Raw genomic sequence first — 17,400 nt, forward strand, 5'->3', positions numbered from 1 at the left:
CATCATGAACACCTACGTCAATTTCGATGCCGAGGTCGTCGCGAACGGTCGCAGCTACAAGCGACCCGACAGGCCTGTGGTGGTGATCTGCATCGACGGGTCGGAACCGGGCTACATCGAACAGGCGATCGAGAAGGGGCTGGCGCCGAACCTCGATCGGGTGATGAAGTCCGGTGCAAACACGAGCGCTCTGTCGGTAATCCCGAGCTTCACCAATCCCAACAACATCTCGATCATTACCGGTCGCCCTCCGGCCGTTCATGGCATCGCCGGCAATTACTTTTACGATCGGGAGAGTGGCGAAGAGGTCATGATGAACGATGCGCGCTTCTTGCGCGCGCCGACCATTCTTGCCGAATTCCAGAAGGCGGGCCTTAAGGTCGCGATGGTAACCGCCAAGGACAAGCTACGCACGCTGCTCGGCAAGGGACTCGATTTCACCAAGGGAACCGCCATCGCCTTTTCTTCCGAAAAGGCGGACAAGGCGACCGTTACTGAGAACGGCATCGCAGATGTCCTCGATTTCGTCGGTCTACCCTTGCCGGAGGTCTACTCGGCCGATCTCTCCGAATTCGTCTTTGCCGCAGGCGTCAAGCTGCTTAAGACGTTCAAACCGGACCTGATGTATCTGTCAACGACTGACTATGTGCAGCACAAGGCGGCACCAGGTTCCAAGGTCGCCAACGACTTTTATCAGATGTTCGATCGATATGTTGGCGAACTCGACAGCGCCGGCTGCACACTGGTCATGACGGCCGACCACGGCATGAATGACAAGCACCTGAAGAATGGCGAACCGGATGTCATCTACCTTCAGGAGATACTCGACGCGCGTTATGGCGCAGGTGCCACTCGCGTCATCCTGCCGATTACCGATCCTTACGTTGCCCATCACGGCGCGCTTGGGTCCTTCGCCACCGTTTACGCCGAAGAGAACGATCACGAAGATATCATCGATTTTCTGAATGGGATCGAGGGAATAGACGTCGCCGTTTCGGCGGATGAAGCCTGCGAACGGTTTGAGCTGCCAGCTGACCGGATCGGTGATGTCGTGGTGCTGTCTTCCCGCCACAAGGTACTCGGAACGGCAAGGGCACGCCACGATCTTTCCGGTCTGACCGAACCGCTTCGTTCGCACGGCGGTCTCACCGAGCAAAGGGTCCCTTTGATTGCCAACCGCAAGATCGAGGTTCCCGGCGGACGGATTCTCCGCAATTTCGACGTCTTCGACGTCGCGCTCAATCTGGTGCGCTGAACCATGGATACCAACATCACACTCTCTCCTCGTCGCGAGGCTATGCGGATCGCTGGCAAGCTGGTCGATACGGATGATCGCATCGAGGTGCTCAACCCCTATGACAATTCGGTTGTCGGAACGGTGCCTGCCGCCCGTGCGGAACACGTTCGCGACGCCTTCGCCAAGGCACGGGCGTTCAAGCCCAAGCTGACACGTTACGAGCGCCAGACGATCTTGCAGCGAGCGGCCGAATTGCTGCGCGACCGAAAAGAGGACTTCGCACGCCTCATCACAGCGGAAGCCGGCCTTTGCTGGAAGGACTCACTCTACGAGGCAAGCCGCGCCTACGATGTCTGGTCCTTCGCCGCGCAGCTTTCGATCAAGGATGACGGAGAAATCTACTCCTGCGACATCTCGCCGAACGGCAAAAACCGGAAGATTTATACGACCAGGTTGCCGCTGCTCGGTGTCATCTCCGCGATCACACCTTTCAATCATCCACTCAATATGGTGAGCCACAAGATCGCGCCCGCCATCGCGACGAACAACAGGGTGGTGCTGAAGCCGACCGAACTCACGCCGCTGACTGCCTTGGCGCTGGCCGATCTGCTCTACGAAGCCGGGCTGCCGCCCGAAATGCTGTCTGTCGTCACCGGCAATCCATCGACGATGGGTGATGCGATGATCACCGATCCGGACGCGGACCTTGTGACGTTTACCGGCTCCGTTCGTGTCGGCAAGCATATTGCCTCAACCGCCGGCTATAAGCGCGTGGTGCTGGAATTGGGCGGTAATGATCCGTTGATCGTCATGGAAGATGCCGACCTCGACAAGGCGGCGGAACTGGCTGTGACTGGCGCCACCAAGAACTCCGGTCAGCGCTGTACTGCCGTCAAACGCATTCTCGTGGTCGAAAGCGTCGCCGATGCCTTTTCCAAGCTGGTCGTCGAGAAGGCGAAACGGCTCAAATGCGGCAACCCGATGGATCCGGAAACCGATATCGGTACTGTGATCAACGAGCGCTCGGCGGCTTTGTTCGAAACGCGCGTCAAGGATGCCGAGCGCTTGGGAGCCGAGGTGCTTCATGGGCCGCCACGGCGAGGAGCCCTCTTTCCACCTGCTGTCGTCGACCGCGTTCCATACGATTGTGAGCTCGTGCATGAAGAGACCTTCGGTCCGGTCATTCCGATCATCCGTTGCCCGGATGATATCGCCGAGGTCGTCCGCATCTCGAACTCCACCGCCTACGGCCTGTCGTCCGGCGTCTGCACCAACCGTTTCGATTATATCTCGCACTTCGTCGCCGAGCTCGAGGTCGGCACGGTGAACATCTGGGAAGTACCGGGGTACCGGATTGAAATGTCTCCGTTCGGCGGCATCAAGGATTCGGGCCTCGGTTACAAGGAAGGCGTTGTGGAGGCGATGAAGAGCTTCACCAACGTGCGGACTTGGTCGATGCCATGGGGCTGAGGTAGGGCGGATCGGAGCCGCGCCGCGGATTGGCGCGCCGGCTCCGGTTCATCACTCGGTTCATCGGAAAACAGCTGCGGCGAAGGAGAGGAGCCTTCGCCTGCCACTGAAACCAGGGGAGGTTACCATGAGTTCTATCGACACGTCCCGCTACGCCGTCCACACCGTGGCTGGCAGCGGTTTCCGTCGGGCGCAGTGGCGAATGCTGCTTGCGGCCATGTTCTGCTACCTGTTTTTCTATACTGGAAGGCAGACCTTTGGGTTTGCCATCCCCGGCATCCAGGCCGAATTCGGTGTTTCCAAGGAAGCGCTGGGTTGGGTCAGCGCCGCCATGCTCTGGTGCTATGCGATCGGGCAGGCCATCAATGGCAATCTCGGCGACAAGTTCGGCGGAAGGCGCGTGATGAGCGCCGGCGCCATTCTTTCCTGCGCCATGAACTGGGCAACGAGCTTTGCCGGTGGCGTGCTCAGCCTGGGCATTCTGTGGGGCGCGAACGGCTACTTCCAGGCGCTGGGCTGGGCGCCCGGCAGTCGACTTCTTTCCAATTGGTGGGGCAGGCACGAACGGGGCAAGGTGTTCGGCTGCTACGTCTTTGCCGCTGGGCTTGCCTCCGTGCTCTCCTATGTGACCTCGCTGTTGGTCGTACACTATTTGCAGCTCGATTGGCGTTGGATCTTTCGACTGCCTGTGCTCCTCCTCCTGCTTGGAGGGATTACCTTCTACTTCGTTGCGCGTGAACGGCCGGAGGACCTCGGGTACCGCTCCCCGCACGACGACGCTATCGACGACGGTGAGGCGGCCAAGGTCGCCGACGATGAGACTTCACTGGAGCGCTACAAAGGTGTCCTCAAGAACTGGCGCCTATTGGTTGGCGGTCTGGCGATCGGCTTTCAAAACGCAGCACGATACGGCCTCCTCGTCTGGGTGCCGGTGCATTTTCTTGGCTCCAACTGGGCAAAGGCGAGTGCCGAAACCGCTCTTATCGACCCGAAATGGATCAGTGTGGCATTACCGGTCGGCATGGCTATCGGCGCGGCCACCAATGGCTGGGTCTCGGATCGGCTGTTCAACTCGAAGCGCTACATCGCCATCGTACTGTACATGGCGCTGGCGGCCGTAACGTCGCTCTACATGTACACGATTCCGGTTAGCGACATTTACAAAGGCTTGGTTGTCCTCTTTCTCTGCGGATTCTTCGTATACGGCCCGCAGTCGTCGTTCTGGGCACTGTGCCCCGACCTCGTCGGACACAAGCGTGCCGGTACGGCCATCGGGGTGATGAACTTCTTCGCGTATCTGTTTGCGGGGCTCGGCGAACCGCTCATCGGCAGCTATATGGACACCCATGGCGATACATCAGCGGTCTTTCTCATCGTTGCAATTGCCAGCGCGATTAGCGCGACCGTCGCGCTCTTTATCCGCCGGTGACTGGTTCCTCCCGGCCGGCAGCGATGGATTTGCCGACCGTCATTGCGGCGATGCTCCAGCATTTAGGGGCATCGCCGCTCTTTTTGTAGGAACGAGTGTTCACCCTACGGCAAATGTCTCGTGTGTTGGTTCGAATCTTTTCAAGGCGAGCGATGCGGAACCTAAGGTTACTTCGGCGAGTACCTGGGCGGGTTCGAGCTACGGCCCGACCACAGCATGGCCATCTTGGTGCAGTGGCGGCCTCACATGGATTAATCCTTGAGACCGAACTGTGGTGATGTGCCTGTTCTTGCTTCGCAAGACATGCAACGGCAAGCGCTGGCAGATCGCCTACGCGATAGCTGCCGCCTGGCGAAGGAAGGCTTGAAACTGTTCCTCGGGAACATACGAGCCGCCAGTAGTCCAAAGAACGTGGGTGCCCTTCGCCATCTTGTCGCGGAGGCCTTGTTCATCCTGGAACCTTTTGCCCTCCTTGTGGCAGACGAGGAAGTTTGGCCCTGCAAGTGCTGCCGCAGCCGATGGCTCCAACCTCTGGCCCTGGTGAGTCCATGCTGTCTGAACCAGCCTGAGCAGTTCATCGTCTGCGACGGTGAAGACGCCCGCAAGCATTTCACGCATCACTGTCGCCACAAATGCAGACATCCGGGCGACGGCCATGCCATCTGCTTCCGTCTTGTTCGTCAGCCCGACGTCGTAGACCGAGACCAGTTCCTGCGAGCCGGACATCATGTGGACGAGGGCGCACGGCGACTGCACGGGTTCGACGAAAAAAGCATGCACGTTGTCTCCGAAGATCGCTTTGGCTCCGAACGCCACACCTCCGGGGGCACCTCCGATGCCGCAAGGCAAATAGAGGAAGAGTGGACTGTCAGCGTCGACCGTGATCCGGCGTTCGGTGAGCTGCGTCTCCAGCTCCGATGCGGCCGCGCTGTAGCCGAGGAACAGGTGTTTGGACTGCTCGTCGTCGACAAAATAGATGGTCGGATCGGCGTCAGCGATCTCGCGGGCGTTTTCCACGGCGATCGTATAGTCGGCTTCGTGCTGAATGACCTCGACGCCAAGTTTCCGGAGCCGCTCGACCTTCCACCCCTTGGCATCCGAGGACATGTGGACGGTGGCGTGGAAGCCGAGCGAACGCGCGGCGATCCCGACGCTCAGGCCCAGATTGCCCGTGCTGCCGACGGCGATGGTGTACTTCGAGAAAAACATCCGAACTTCATCGGTTGCCAGCTTGCGAATGTCGTCGCCGTCGGCAAGCAGCCCGTTTTCGCGCGCCAGGGTCTCCGCAAACAGGAACACTTCGTAGACACCGCCACGGGCTTTGATCGAGCCGGCGACGGGCAAGTGGCTGTCAGCTTTGATGAACACGTTTCCGAATTCCCGTCCGTCGTAGCCGAGGGCTTTGCGGAGTTCCTTGAGTTCGACCAGTTCGGAACGGATTGCACCCTCCGAGGATTCAAGTTCTGGGAAGCACTTGGCGAGGAGGGGGGCAAGGCGGTGCCAGTTCGTGCGGGCCTGATCAACATCGGCAGTCGAAATCGGCAGGTTCGGAGAGACGATCGCCTGCTTTCGGTACCGTGGATTGAGCCAAAGTGTCGGGCGGGCACCAAGGACGTCGTCCCGAGCGGGTTCGGCAGGCAGGATTGCGTTCATCTCAACTTCCGATGGTTCCGTGGAGCGGGACATCTGGCTCACCCTTCAGTGCTTCAGGACACGCGCGAGGAAGGAGCGCGCGCGTTCGTTCTTGGGATTGTCGAAGAATTCTTCAGGCTTGCCGATCTCGAGGATTGATCCCTGGTCGATGTAGACCACCCGGTCTGCGACTTCTCTTGCGAAACCCATCTCGTGTGTCACGACCATCATGGTCATGCCGGAGGACGCAAGCTCGCGCATGACATCGAGCACTTCGCCGACCATTTCCGGGTCGAGCGCGCTCGTGGGCTCGTCGAACAGCATCAAGTGCGGTTCCATCGCCAACGAGCGGGCGATCGCCACGCGCTGTTGCTGGCCACCGGAAAGCTGCCCAGGGTACTTGTGGGCATGAGCCGTAAGACCGACGCGGTCGAGAAGTTTCATCGCCGTCGCCTCGGCTTCTACGCGCGTCTTCTTGCGCACGCGCATCGGAGCAATGGTGATGTTGTCGAGCACGGTCTTGTGGGGGAAGAGGCCGAACTGCTGGAACACCATGCCGACACCCTTGCGGATCTGAGCCAGTTCGCGCTCGCCGCCAAGCTTCCGATCCGCCTCGACCGGCATATCGAAGCCGTCCACGACGAGGCTGCCGTGCTGGTACATCTCGAGACCATTGACGCATCGGATCAGCGTCGACTTGCCGGATCCGCTGGCCCCGAGGATGACCATCACTTCACCCCGGGTGACGGCGAGATCGATGTCCTTGAGCACGTGGTGAGTGCCGTAGAACTTGTTCATGCTCTTCATTTCGACGATGGCCTTCATCGTGGTGTCTCCGTTGTTCATCAGATCAGCGCGTGCCCGTTGCCATGTGGTCTTCGAGCTTTCTTGCCGCATAGGTGATCATCGAGCCGATCACGAAATAGGTAACGAGAAGGAACGAGAGGACTTCGAATGTCCGGTCGCCATACTGCGGGTTCGCGAGAATCATCTGCCCGGCGCGCAGGAAGTCCGTGAGGCCGATGATGAACACCAGCGGCGCCGAGTTGAAGATGTCGAGCACGTTCCCGACAAGAGGGGCGACGACCACCCGCAGCGCTTGGGGCAGAACGATCGAGCGGTTGATATCGAACTCGCTCATGCCAAGAGAACGCGCTGCTTCGATCTGGGCCCGTGGCACTGCCTGAAGGCCGCTTCGTACGTATTCGGCCACGTACACGGAGTAGAATATTGTGAAGCCGATCATGCCACGCGCGACGTCGGCCAGTCCCCACTGCGGCGCCAATACGGGCATCAGGATCCAGATCCAGTAGACGACCAGGATCAGAGGGACCGATCGCATCACTTCAATGTACCAGGCAGAGATGATCCGCAAGCTCGACAGACGGCTCTGGCGGCCGAACGCAAGAAGGATTCCGATCGGCAGGGAAAGGACCGATGTTACGAGCGTAAGAAGGACGCTCAGCAGCAGCCCGCCCCAAAGTCCGACGCCCGGAGGGGCCATGACCGCAACGACGACTATGAAACCTGTAAATGCTGCCGCCGGAAGAACCTTCCGGGACAGGGGCGCATAGGAGGTCAGTGCCCAGCCAAGGATTGTCGATGCGATGATGCCGGTAGCGGGCAGTGCGTTCGTGAGTCCACCATCCACGATCAGCAGCAGGGCCGGCACCAACAGAAGAACGAGGCCGTGGTGCGGCTTGAAACAAAAGACACAGCCAAAGCCCGCCCCGAGGATTGCGCCGATGATTGCCGAAGCGGTCCAGGCACGCCACGCCTGGTCTGCCGGAAACACGCCGATCATGAGAACCCGAAGGCTCTGCACGACGATGTCCCACTTCGCTGACGCAAATGCCCAGTCGGTTATGGAGTAGACGAGCCAGAGGAGGCCCGGAATGACAAGCAGGGACAGGACGACGTCGAAGGGCTTGCCGAAAAGGTTGTGACGGGTCCACTTGATTGAGGTGGCGATCATCGCGGAACTCCCGTTGGATTCAGACGGCGGTTTGCCAAGTAAACGAGCGTGCTGATGATCCAGCTCAGGATCAGATAGGATGCCATCACGATGATGATGCCCTCGAGGCTGTGCCCCGTCTGGTTGGCAATCGTTCCGTAGATGTTGAAGAGGTCGGGATAGCCGACAGCAATGCCCAGGGCCGTGTTCTTCGTCAGGCTGATGTACTGGTTGCCGAATGACGGCAGGACCACGCGGAACACCTGGGGAAGCACGATGTCGTTCACGGTGTAGCGGCGGCTCAGTCCGAGTGAAGCGGCGGCCTCCCATTGCGACTTGGGCAGCGCGTCGATAGCACCACGGACGGTCTCTGCGATGAACGAGGCGCTGTTCACGACGATCGCGAGGAGGAGAGCTGCCATTTCCGGGCTGATGCTGGTGCCGCCGCTGGCCTTGAACTTGTTGGCAACCGGGAAGTTCAGTTCTGCGCCGCCCGTGACGAAGAGGAGTGCGAAGCAGACGACGGCTGCGGCAACGCAGATGCGGCGCATGCCTTTGACAGGATCGAAGATGGCTCCGACAACGGAAACCAGAATGAGCGTGGCAAGGGCAATCGATAGCATGGAATCGCCGCCGACCCACGAAAGGGAAGGGACATAGACGCCTTGCTGGCTAACGATAAGACCGTAGAAATGCGCGGCCGATGCCATGGGCGGAAAGCGCAGGACGACAGCGAAATACCAGAATACGAGCTGGATCAGCAACGGCGTATTGCGCACGAACTCGACGATCCAGAAGCAGAGATTGCGCACGACCCAGTTTGTCGAAAGGCGGCCGACACCGAGCATCGTGCCGAGAACGGTGCTGAGAATGATCGCAAGGATCGAGACCTTCGCGGTATTGAAGATGCCGGTGACGAAAGCCGAAGCAACGGTCATATCGGGCGAAAAGAGCGTGAGGTCGGGAAGGAAGCTTTCGCCGGAGGCCAGAGTCCAGCCTTCACTGATGTCGAAGCCCGCCGTGTTCGCAAGGAACGAGAAACTGAACCGGATGCCTCTCTCGGCCAGTCCGGACTTGATCGCGTAGGCCAGCAGTCCGAGCAGCGCCACGACGATGGCGATGACGCCAAACTGGATTGCTTCATGCCGTATTCGGTTGCGCAGGCGCCGTGACTTCAGGTGATCATGGTCTGCCATGCCGCGGACCGCACTCGTTTCATGGATGGTCATTTTCAGCTCCCAGTACCTAAGGGTCGGAGCTTGAGCTCCGACCCTCGGCATGCGTCAGTTCCAGAGCGGGGAGTAGATTGCGCCGCCCTGCGTCCAGAGCGCATTGGGCGTGCCCTTGCGATCGAGGTACATCTTGGTCCTCGGGCCGAGATTGCGGTCGTAGACTTCGCCGTAGTTGCCGACGGCTTTGACCGCCTGAGCGATGAAGTCGTCGGCGAGACCGAAGTCCTTGCCATAGCCGCCGTCCACACCCAGGAACTTCTGGACGAACGGATCTTCGCTCTTGAGCTTCTCGGCGAGATTGGCCTGCGTGATGTCGGATTCTTCAGCCTGGAAGAGGCCATACTCGATCCAGCGCAGGGCGTTGCGCCACTTGGAGTCGTTGGCGACGACGAAGCCGCCGAACGGTGACTTGTCCAGTGTGTCGGGGAGGATCAGATAGTCGGTAGGCGTCGGCGCATTTCCAGCCCAGGCGGCGAGCGCCGACTTGTCGGTGCTCATCGCGTTGCAACGGCCGGAATTGAGCGCGGAGAAAAGCTTCTCGAGGTTCTCGTAGGTCAGGACCTTGGAGTCCTTCCAGCCACGCGCCTTGAAGGCTGCCGTCAGGACGGTTTCGGTCGCCGACCCCTGCGTCGTGCAGATCGTTGCGCCGTCGAGATCACCGAATTCCTTGATACCGGCGTCCGCCTTCACCATCAGTCCCGTGCCGTCGTAGAAGTTGACCGGAAGGAAGTCGATCGCGATCGATGATTCACGCGCCGGCTTGATGGTGGTGTGTGCAAAGACAACGTCGACTTGGCCCGTCAGCACGGCGTCAAATCGGCTCTTGTCGGTCACGGTCATGAATTTTACCTTGGACGCGTCGCCGAGGACCCCGGCCGCTACCGCCTTGCAGAAGTCGACGTCGAGGCCCTCCATCTGACCTGTCGTCGTATTGAGATAGCCGAATCCCGGAGCGGTATTGTCGGTGCCGCAGTTCAGTACGCCGCGCTGTTTCACAGTATCCAGCACCGATGCGGATGCCTGGGCGGCACCGAATGCGGCGGCTGCAAAAACGCCGCCGGTCAGGATTTTCAATAGATTCATCTTGGTTCCCCTTTCGGATCGCGATAGCGAAGGTGATGCCAAGCAATGAGGGTCGGCCTGATCGAAAGTTTGGTCGGACGCTCGTGGCGTTATCGCCGTTCTGGACGCGTCGTCCCGTTGTTGGCCAAGGTCGACATGCGATCCTCGCTCCCAGTCCCATCAGTTGGCGTCAGGATCATAGGAAGCGGATCAATTCAAATATACTTAATTCTCCTTGATGGATACGTTAGCAGAACTGTTGAGTATTCGCCTTCCGTCGGTTGAAGAAGCGACCTCTGCCGGAAGTCGCCATGGCCGGAAAAGCCGCGAGGCGCACAGCACGGTGATGTGTTTCGGGACGGGACGTTAGGGAACGGGGCCGGTGTCGCAATGGTTTCCGGCTGTTGCGTCGCCTCCAGAGATGCCACGAGAGGTGGAACTAGGAGAGGGGCGGCTTCTCGGCTATACGATCCAGGAATACCTGAAGTGCGGGGCTACGCTTCTCGTCTCGCCGAAAGGCGAGGAAAATCCGCCGTCGGATTTCTGGCACCAGCCGACACACCCAGACATCCTCAAGATCGTAGCTTGCGCGGAGACCAGGCAGAATCGAAATCCCATAGTTTTGCCGTATCATGGCGATGGTGACTTCGAACCCTTTGCACCGAGCAACGATGTTGGGCTTGAAGCCTTCCCGTTGACAGGCTTCGGCGAGCATCCTGGTATAAGTGTCCGACGCTGTGTCAATTGCCCAGCGCTCGTCGCGGAGTTCTCGAAGACCAACTGTAGGATGGTCGGACAGGCGGTGATCTTTGGACACCATGACGTTGAAGACGTCCTCCATCAGGAAGATCGTCTCGATATTAGGGTCGAGTGCACCCGTCGGCATGTTCAGGTCGTCGATAATCGCGACGTCCGTCTGCCAACTCCGGAGTGCCGCGACGCTTTCTGCGGGCTCCATCTCGTCGAACTGCACCGTGAGGTGAGGATGGCGCTCGGCGAGGTCGTAAACGACCTTCGGAATGATGGCCGCTGCGACCGATGGGAAGGCGGCGACGCGAAGCTCGCCGGACACGACGCTCTTCAATTCGGCGATGTCGGCCTTCGCCGATTCAATCTCGGTGAGGATCTTCTCGGCTCGTTGGACGAGCTGGTGGCCCGCCGGAGTCATGACAACGCCCCTGCCGCGCCGTTCGACAAGGCGGATGCCCACCTCCTCTTCGAGGAGGGCTATCTGCTGCGAGACTGCCGAGGGCGAGACATAAAGTGCCTCCGCAACGGCAGCCATGGTTTTCCGTATCGACAGCTCCCGAAGAGCGCGCAAGCGTCCGATGTCCATGACCACTTCCTCGAAGCTTTTCACCAAATCATTAGTTCATCTGAACATATGTGCAAATATAATTAACTTTTTCTGGCCTTTCGGCCGAACTAGGCTCCGCTCAAGATTTTCGAGAATTTGGAGAACTGAGATGGCCCACACAGCCAAAGCGCATTTCACCACGACCGTTGAAGACGTTGACCCTCTCGTCGCCGATGCCCTCGCGTCGGAGCGGACACGTCAACAAAACCAGATCGAGCTGATCGCCTCGGAGAACATTGTCAGCCGCGCGGTGCTCGACGCACTGGGGCACGAGATCACCAACAAGACGCTTGAAGGCTATCCGGGCAATCGCTTCCACGGTGGCGGCCAGTTCGTCGACATCGCGGAGCAGGCGGCGATCGACCGCGCCAAACAGCTCTTTAACTGCGGCTACGCAAACGTGCAGCCCCATTCGGGCACCCAGGCCAACCTCGCCGTCTTCTTCCTGCTGCTGAAGCCCGGCGAGAAGGTGCTCTCGCTTGATCTGGCGGCAGGTGGCCACCTCTCGCACGGCATGAAGGCGAACCTCTCGGGCCGCTGGTTCGACGCCAACAACTACAACGTCAATCCGCAGAACGAGGTCATTGATCTCGACGAGATGGAGAGGCTCGCCGAGGAAATTCGCCCGAAACTGCTGATCACCGGCGGCTCGGCCTACCCTCGTGAACTGGACTTCGAACGCATGTCGAGGATCGCGAAGAAGGTCGGGGCATACTTCCTGGTCGACATGGCCCACATCGCAGGTCTCGTCGCCGGTGGCGTGCATCCGTCGCCGTTCCCTCATGCGGATATTGTGACATGCACGACGACGAAGACGCTTCGCGGTCCTCGCGGAGGCTTGATCCTCACCAACAATGAGGAATGGTACAAGAAGCTGCAGGCAGCCGTCTTCCCCGGCGTTCAGGGGTCCCTGCACAGCAACGTCCTTGCGGCAAAGGCAATTTGCCTCGGCGAGGCGCTGCGCGATGACTTTAAGGTCTATACACGGCAGGTCGTTGAAAACGCGAAGGTTCTCGCGAACACGCTCGCCGACCGTGGCGTTCGCATCGTTTCGGGCGGAACAGACACTCACATCGTCCTCCTCGATCTGTCGAGCAAGGGATTGCTTGGAAAACAGGCCGAGACGCTGCTCGCCAGGGCGAACATCACGTCGAACAAGAACCCGATCCCGGGTGACAGCCCGCGTCCTCCGGAATGGGTCGGGATGCGCCTCGGGTCATCGGCCGCTACGACGCGTGGTCTGAAGGAGGAGGAGTTCCGAATCCTCGGTACCGTGATCGCGGATCTGATTGACGCCGAGGTCGCCGGCAAGGCCGACGAGGTCGTCGAAGGCGCCAAGGCCAAAATCGCGGAGCTGACGAACAAGTTCCCGGTCTACGGGCAATAACCAGCTCACGCCGGACGCATCAGATGCCGCGCGCACATGTCGAACGCGCGGCATTTCTCTTCTCATAGGCAGCTTGCTGGTTCGAGCTTGAATCCAATGGAGACGTATCCGATGGACAGATTCACACGCGCCGCGGACATCGATGGAAAGAAGATCGCCACGGGACTGCTTGATCGCATCAAAGCCGACGTCGAGGCAGTGAAGGTAGAGACGGGCGTTGTTCCCGGCCTGGCGGTGGTCCTTGTCGGAGAAGATCCGGCTAGCGCCGTCTACGTGGCATCCAAGAATAGACAGACCGTCGCCGTGGGCATGAAGTCCTTCGAGCATCGCCTGGTTGCAGAAACCACCCAGGCCGAGCTGCTTGCACTCGTGAACCGCCTTAACGTGGATCCAGAGGTCCATGGAATTCTCGTGCAATTGCCATTGCCCGCGCATCTCGATCCGAATGCGGTGATCCAGGCGATCAGTCCGGACAAGGACGTCGATGGCTTCCACGTCTCGAACGCGGGGCGCCTTGCAACTGGAAATCCGGCGCTCGTGCCGTGCACCCCGCTGGGCTGCATGATGCTGCTGAAGGATACCCTGGGCGAGAACCTGGCAGGGATGCACGCCGTCATCGTGGGCAAGTCGAACATTGTCGGCAAGCCGATGGCCCAGATGCTCATGAACGCTCACTGCACCGTGACGGTTGTCCATTCGCAGACGAGGAACACTGCGGAGTTCTGCCGAGCCGCCGATATTCTCGTCGTAGCAGTCGGTCGCGCGGGTCTTGTCCGCGGAGACTGGATCAAGCCCGGTGCTGTCGTCATAGACGTCGGCATCAACAGGATACAGATAGACGGCAAATCGCGGATCGTCGGCGACGTTCTCTACGGAGAGGCGGGTCACGCGCGCGCGATCACCCCCGTTCCGGGTGGTGTCGGACCGATGACCATCGCCTGCCTGCTCTCGAACACGCTGACGGCCTTCCGTCGGCATTACGCTTTGGCAATTGCGGCCTGAGAATGAGGATACCTGAATGACGACCACCGCCCCCCGTTATGCTCTGCGTGTCGCCTGTCCCTCCATCCGCGGGGTGACAGCCGCGATCGCCACCTATCTGTCGCAGAATGGTTGCAACATTTCGGACAGCGCTCAGTTCGATGATGCCGACACCGGCCGCTACTTCATGCGTGTCAGCTTCCAGCCGGAAGAGGGTCACACCCTCGAGCAGCTTCGTGATGGTTTCAAGCCGATCGCGGAAAGGTTCGAGGCGAACGCCGAGTTTTTCGACGAGACCGAAAAGAAGAAGGTGATCCTTATGGTGAGCCGCTTCGGCCACTGCTTGAACGACCTCCTCTATCGCTGGCGGATCGGCGCACTGCCAATCGATATCGCCGGCGTCATTTCGAACCACCTGGACTATCAGCGGGTGGTCGTGAATCACGACATCCCGTTCCACTGCATCAAGGTCACCAAAGCGAACAAGCCGGAGGCCGAGGCAGCTCAGATGCAGATCGTGGAGGATGCTGGCGCGGAGCTCATCGTGCTCGCCCGTTACATGCAGGTCCTATCTGACGAGATGTGCCGCAAGATGTCCGGCCGCATCATCAACATCCATCACTCCTTCCTGCCAAGTTTCAAGGGAGCGAATCCCTACAAACAGGCCTATGAGCGGGGCGTGAAGCTCATTGGCGCGACCTCGCACTACGTCACGGCGGATCTGGACGAAGGTCCGATCATCGAGCAGGACATCGTTCGGGTGACCCATGCGCAGAGCGGCGAGGACTACGTGAGCCTCGGGCGCGATGTCGAAAGCCAGGTGCTCGCGCGAGCCATCCACGCCCACATCCACGGACGTGTGTTCATCGACGGCAACAAGACGGTCGTGTTTCCTGCGTCGCCTGGCTCTTATGCGTCAGAACGCATGGGCTGACTGCGGCGTGACACGGTAGCGACGCCCGTGAACACAAGCTTCGGTCGACAGGAAGCCGGCCGAAGTGCATATCTACAGAAGGCGGCTGAACCCCTTTCCGATCGGGATGACACCTTTCGGGTTAGGATGTATCAAACCGGAACTGCAGGAGAATGAAGTGTGCGTGGGGCGAAAGGGAGCGGTACGACCCCCACGTATCGGCCTGTTCCGGGGATGTTCACGATCTAGGCCAAAATGATCGCATAATGTATCTTCGGGAACGCGACCTCTGCGGTTGTTGCCCTGATGGGCTGTGCATTTCGATCTGCGCTTGAGGCCCTAAGGGTTTCCCTGCGAGCAGGGCGCTTTCGAAGAGGGCGCTCGCCTCATGTACGAGCATATCGACCACATACGTGGCGGGCTGGTCGCGCTGCTCGGCCGCGATGTGTTATCGGAGGCGAATGCCGGCATCTGACCTAGCGAGAGGATGGGGGCGGCGTGCCCAACTCATCTTGCCGCATTCCGGAGAGAGCCGAAGATGGTGAACCTGTCTCCCTGGGTTGGGATCCGCTTGCGGGATCCCTCTTTGCAAGAGAGGATCAGATGGAGGCCGAGTAGGGCGGAGTAACCATGATCAAGCTCGACAAACTGCGTGACCTCGACATTGACGCGTCTCATTCGCGTCGTTCGTACGTGAGCGCCGCGAGTGGGCTCGTTTGTCTCGATGCGGGGCTGTGCGTGATCGCCGATGACGACCTTCACCTTGGCGTGTTTCCCGTTGATAACTCGGGCCCCGGTCACTTGGTGCGGTTGTTTGAGGGCGTCCTGCCGGCCTCCAGCGCAGGTCGAAAAAGCAAGAAACCGGACTTGGAAGCGCTAACCGTTATACCGCCTTGCGCGGGTTTTTCGTTCGGCGCGCTTCTGGCGATAGGCTCGGGATCGCGACCCAATCGAAAGCGGGGCGCGTTGCTCGGGCTCGATCGTAGCGGCGCCTTGGCCGTGCCCCCTAAGAGCGTCGACCTGTCATTTCTCTTTGATCCGATCGAGGGGGAATTTGCTCAGCTCAATATCGAAGGTGCGGTTGTGACGCGCGGGGAACTGCGATTGTTTCAACGGGCCAACAGACGCCAAAACGACAGCGCGATCATCCGATACTCGCTGGCTTCAGTTCTGGATGCTCTGGAAAAGGATCAAAGCGAGCGGGTCGTGCCGATCGCGATCCAGCATGTCGATCTCGGCGCAGTTCGCGGCGTTCCGCTCGGTTTCACAGATGCCGCGTCACTCCCCAATGGGAATATGATTTTCAGCGCTGTTGCGGAGAGCACGGACGATGCGTACCTCGATGGGCCGTGTCTAGGGGCTGGCATCGGTATCATCGGCGACGGCGGCAATTTGCTTTCCTTTGATTTTCTCGCCATCCCCCACAAGATCGAGGGCATTCACGCATCTCAGCGAGGTGATCTGCTGGACCTTCTTCTCGTGACCGATGCCGACAACGCTGACGTTCCGGCTGGACTGTTTTCCGGCCGAATCCGTCGATAGCGCTCTATCCCCGCTGCCGCTCCGGCGCTCTAAAGGCGCAGCCTCGAATTGTTACGATAAACTATCTGCATTGCAGGGGGCTCGGTGACCGACCGGGATGGGAAGCGTGGAGCGGTGGTTCGTGATCTGCGGCTAGAAGTCGTTCTCGAGCCATCAGCCGACATGCCCAATGCGTCGCTTGCTGCGGTAATGTTTTGCGCTAAAAGGATCGAACAATGTATCGACTGAAATAGCGCACGCTGGTCTCGTCTTCGCAAGAGCGAATTGATTACGGCCCGCTACTGCGCCACTACGGGTGAGGGCCACCCCTTCGGCTTTAGCTTTGAGACTTTGCGACGACGGATCATTCCGCCGCATCAAGTCGGGAAAGGGCCTTCTGGCGTCGCGCGATCACCGCCGGATCGCTCACGAAATCCGTCCGCTTACCCGGCTTGCGGCCCCTCGGTTTGCAGCCATTCTTGTCGCTGTTCGGATACAGGGTTTGGTTGAAAGTCGTGCTGTCGCCGGTTGTCCGGGCATCTGCCAACGACTATGTGTGCGGCAGCAAAGAAAGGATCAGAGCCAATGCGTATTGTCACATTCTTGCTCGTACTCTCCGTGCTCGCCGGATGCTCCCAGACCGGCGGCGGTGCGAGCAGCGTCAGACAGGATTACTATGGTGGGGACGGCGGTTTCTACGCGGGCGCGGTTGCCCCGCGCTGAAGCGGCGCCGGCGACGCTGCAGCGCGCTGCTGATGGCCGTGAAAACTACGACAACGGGTGAGGCTGACCAGCCGAGCTCAAGTCGGTGCGTGGTGTCGATCTGAAGATCGGACTTGGGGTTGCCTGGAACAAGGAAGACCCGACAGCCGCGCGGGACGACATCATCGACATCGCGCGGTCGGGCAGGTGAGGCAGTGGGACGGCATGCCGAGGGCGAATCAGTTGGAACCCAGGAGGCCACGGCAAACTCCAACGGCGTGCGGCGCCGAAGTAACGCTCAACCCCGATAGCCAGACATTTCTTCGGCCGGCGCGAGACCTCTCACGAAGCCCTTCACGTCGCGGCAATTGATCGATGGCTGCCGCGATGCTTGTCGCGAAGCCCAATGCGGTTAGATTGCGTCATTGATCAGTGCATTGCGTTTGGACTTGCTTGAGGTACCATCTTAAGGCGGCTCCGCCGAGCAGCGATGCCGCGACCGGTGCCTGCCGTCGACGATGCT

At 59.8% G+C, this 17,400-nt stretch carries 14 protein-coding genes and 1 pseudogene; 9 read left to right on the plus strand and 6 right to left on the minus strand.

What is annotated here, in order from left to right; all coding sequences use genetic code 11:
* The first annotated feature begins 4 nt into the window (after nucleotides 1–4).
* The 3 genes from phnA to BBX50_RS15660 all read left to right on the plus strand — a co-directional run bounded on the left by phnA (nucleotide 5) and on the right by BBX50_RS15660 (nucleotide 4,136).
* Complete coding sequence (gene phnA / locus BBX50_RS15650) at nucleotides 5–1,255, plus strand: phosphonoacetate hydrolase (RefSeq protein ID WP_065776257.1); 1,251 nt, start codon at nucleotides 5–7, stop codon at nucleotides 1,253–1,255.
* Between the two features lie 3 nt (nucleotides 1,256–1,258).
* Nucleotides 1,259–2,707 carry a phosphonoacetaldehyde dehydrogenase gene (gene phnY, locus BBX50_RS15655; RefSeq protein WP_065776258.1) on the plus strand — a complete coding sequence of 483 codons (1,449 nt, stop codon included), beginning with the start codon at nucleotides 1,259–1,261 and terminating at the stop codon, nucleotides 2,705–2,707.
* A 127-nt stretch (nucleotides 2,708–2,834) separates the two neighbouring features.
* Entirely contained in the window at nucleotides 2,835–4,136 is a 1,302-nt protein-coding gene (locus tag BBX50_RS15660; RefSeq protein ID WP_065776259.1) for an MFS transporter, read from the plus strand.
* A 330-nt stretch (nucleotides 4,137–4,466) separates the two neighbouring features.
* On the opposite strand, the gene BBX50_RS15665 is transcribed toward BBX50_RS15660, so the two are convergent.
* From BBX50_RS15665 to BBX50_RS15690, 6 genes are all read right to left on the minus strand, one after another.
* Nucleotides 4,467–5,789 (minus strand): D-serine ammonia-lyase, encoded by a 1,323-nt coding sequence (locus BBX50_RS15665; protein WP_065776260.1) that lies wholly within the window; start codon nucleotides 5,787–5,789, stop codon nucleotides 4,467–4,469.
* A gap of 45 nt (nucleotides 5,790–5,834) precedes the next feature.
* Nucleotides 5,835–6,593: an amino acid ABC transporter ATP-binding protein gene (locus BBX50_RS15670; protein ID WP_065776261.1), complete on the minus strand. Its 759-nt coding sequence runs from the start codon at nucleotides 6,591–6,593 to the stop codon at nucleotides 5,835–5,837.
* Between the two features lie 25 nt (nucleotides 6,594–6,618).
* On the minus strand, nucleotides 6,619–7,743 hold the full coding sequence (locus BBX50_RS15675) for an amino acid ABC transporter permease (RefSeq protein WP_065776262.1): 1,125 nt from the start codon (nucleotides 7,741–7,743) through the stop codon (nucleotides 6,619–6,621).
* On the minus strand, nucleotides 7,740–8,951 hold the full coding sequence (locus tag BBX50_RS15680) for an ABC transporter permease subunit (RefSeq protein WP_065776263.1): 1,212 nt from the start codon (nucleotides 8,949–8,951) through the stop codon (nucleotides 7,740–7,742). Before BBX50_RS15680 ends, BBX50_RS15675 begins: the two co-directional genes overlap by 4 nt.
* 54 nt (nucleotides 8,952–9,005) lie before the next feature.
* Entirely contained in the window at nucleotides 9,006–10,037 is a 1,032-nt protein-coding gene (locus BBX50_RS15685) for a transporter substrate-binding domain-containing protein (protein ID WP_065776264.1), read from the minus strand.
* A gap of 418 nt (nucleotides 10,038–10,455) precedes the next feature.
* On the minus strand, nucleotides 10,456–11,352 hold the full coding sequence (locus BBX50_RS15690) for a LysR family transcriptional regulator (protein ID WP_065776265.1): 897 nt from the start codon (nucleotides 11,350–11,352) through the stop codon (nucleotides 10,456–10,458).
* A 130-nt stretch (nucleotides 11,353–11,482) separates the two neighbouring features.
* Between BBX50_RS15690 and glyA the strand changes: the two genes are divergently transcribed.
* The 6 genes and pseudogenes from glyA to BBX50_RS29320 all read left to right on the plus strand — a co-directional run.
* Nucleotides 11,483–12,760 carry a serine hydroxymethyltransferase gene (glyA, locus tag BBX50_RS15695; RefSeq protein ID WP_065776266.1) on the plus strand — a complete coding sequence of 426 codons (1,278 nt, stop codon included), beginning with the start codon at nucleotides 11,483–11,485 and terminating at the stop codon, nucleotides 12,758–12,760.
* A 96-nt stretch (nucleotides 12,761–12,856) separates the two neighbouring features.
* On the plus strand, nucleotides 12,857–13,762 hold the full coding sequence (gene folD / locus BBX50_RS15700; protein ID WP_244513166.1) for a bifunctional methylenetetrahydrofolate dehydrogenase/methenyltetrahydrofolate cyclohydrolase FolD: 906 nt from the start codon (nucleotides 12,857–12,859) through the stop codon (nucleotides 13,760–13,762).
* A 16-nt stretch (nucleotides 13,763–13,778) separates the two neighbouring features.
* On the plus strand, nucleotides 13,779–14,675 hold the full coding sequence (purU, locus tag BBX50_RS15705) for a formyltetrahydrofolate deformylase (protein ID WP_065776268.1): 897 nt from the start codon (nucleotides 13,779–13,781) through the stop codon (nucleotides 14,673–14,675).
* 609 nt (nucleotides 14,676–15,284) lie between these two features.
* Nucleotides 15,285–16,196, plus strand: coding sequence for a hypothetical protein (locus BBX50_RS15710; protein ID WP_065776269.1), 912 nt, complete (start codon nucleotides 15,285–15,287; stop codon nucleotides 16,194–16,196).
* Between the two features lie 564 nt (nucleotides 16,197–16,760).
* A complete protein-coding gene (locus tag BBX50_RS30495; RefSeq protein WP_201723474.1) occupies nucleotides 16,761–16,898 on the plus strand; it encodes a hypothetical protein in 138 nt (45 codons plus the stop codon).
* Nucleotides 16,899–16,971: 73 nt separating this feature from the next.
* Nucleotides 16,972–17,088 (plus strand): annotated as a pseudogene (locus tag BBX50_RS29320) (LysR family transcriptional regulator); the annotation flags it as partial.
* Nucleotides 17,089–17,400 lie beyond the last annotated feature (312 nt).

It is taken from the genome of Ensifer sp. LC11, assembly GCF_001695835.1.
GTDB lineage: Bacteria > Pseudomonadota > Alphaproteobacteria > Rhizobiales > Rhizobiaceae > Ensifer.

Coding starts and splice junctions, on each gene's coding strand:
- phnA (WP_065776257.1), top strand. CDS start 5: ATGAACACCTACGTCAATTTCGATGCCGAGGTCGTCGCGAACGGTCGC.
- phnY (WP_065776258.1), top strand. CDS start 1,259: ATGGATACCAACATCACACTCTCTCCTCGTCGCGAGGCTATGCGGATC.
- BBX50_RS15660 (WP_065776259.1), top strand. CDS start 2,835: ATGAGTTCTATCGACACGTCCCGCTACGCCGTCCACACCGTGGCTGGC.
- BBX50_RS15665 (WP_065776260.1), bottom strand. CDS start 5,789: ATGAACGCAATCCTGCCTGCCGAACCCGCTCGGGACGACGTCCTTGGT.
- BBX50_RS15670 (WP_065776261.1), bottom strand. CDS start 6,593: ATGAAGGCCATCGTCGAAATGAAGAGCATGAACAAGTTCTACGGCACT.
- BBX50_RS15675 (WP_065776262.1), bottom strand. CDS start 7,743: ATGATCGCCACCTCAATCAAGTGGACCCGTCACAACCTTTTCGGCAAG.
- BBX50_RS15680 (WP_065776263.1), bottom strand. CDS start 8,951: ATGACCATCCATGAAACGAGTGCGGTCCGCGGCATGGCAGACCATGAT.
- BBX50_RS15685 (WP_065776264.1), bottom strand. CDS start 10,037: ATGAATCTATTGAAAATCCTGACCGGCGGCGTTTTTGCAGCCGCCGCA.
- BBX50_RS15690 (WP_065776265.1), bottom strand. CDS start 11,352: ATGGACATCGGACGCTTGCGCGCTCTTCGGGAGCTGTCGATACGGAAA.
- glyA (WP_065776266.1), top strand. CDS start 11,483: ATGGCCCACACAGCCAAAGCGCATTTCACCACGACCGTTGAAGACGTT.
- folD (WP_244513166.1), top strand. CDS start 12,857: ATGGAGACGTATCCGATGGACAGATTCACACGCGCCGCGGACATCGAT.
- purU (WP_065776268.1), top strand. CDS start 13,779: ATGACGACCACCGCCCCCCGTTATGCTCTGCGTGTCGCCTGTCCCTCC.
- BBX50_RS15710 (WP_065776269.1), top strand. CDS start 15,285: ATGATCAAGCTCGACAAACTGCGTGACCTCGACATTGACGCGTCTCAT.
- BBX50_RS30495 (WP_201723474.1), top strand. CDS start 16,761: ATGCGTATTGTCACATTCTTGCTCGTACTCTCCGTGCTCGCCGGATGC.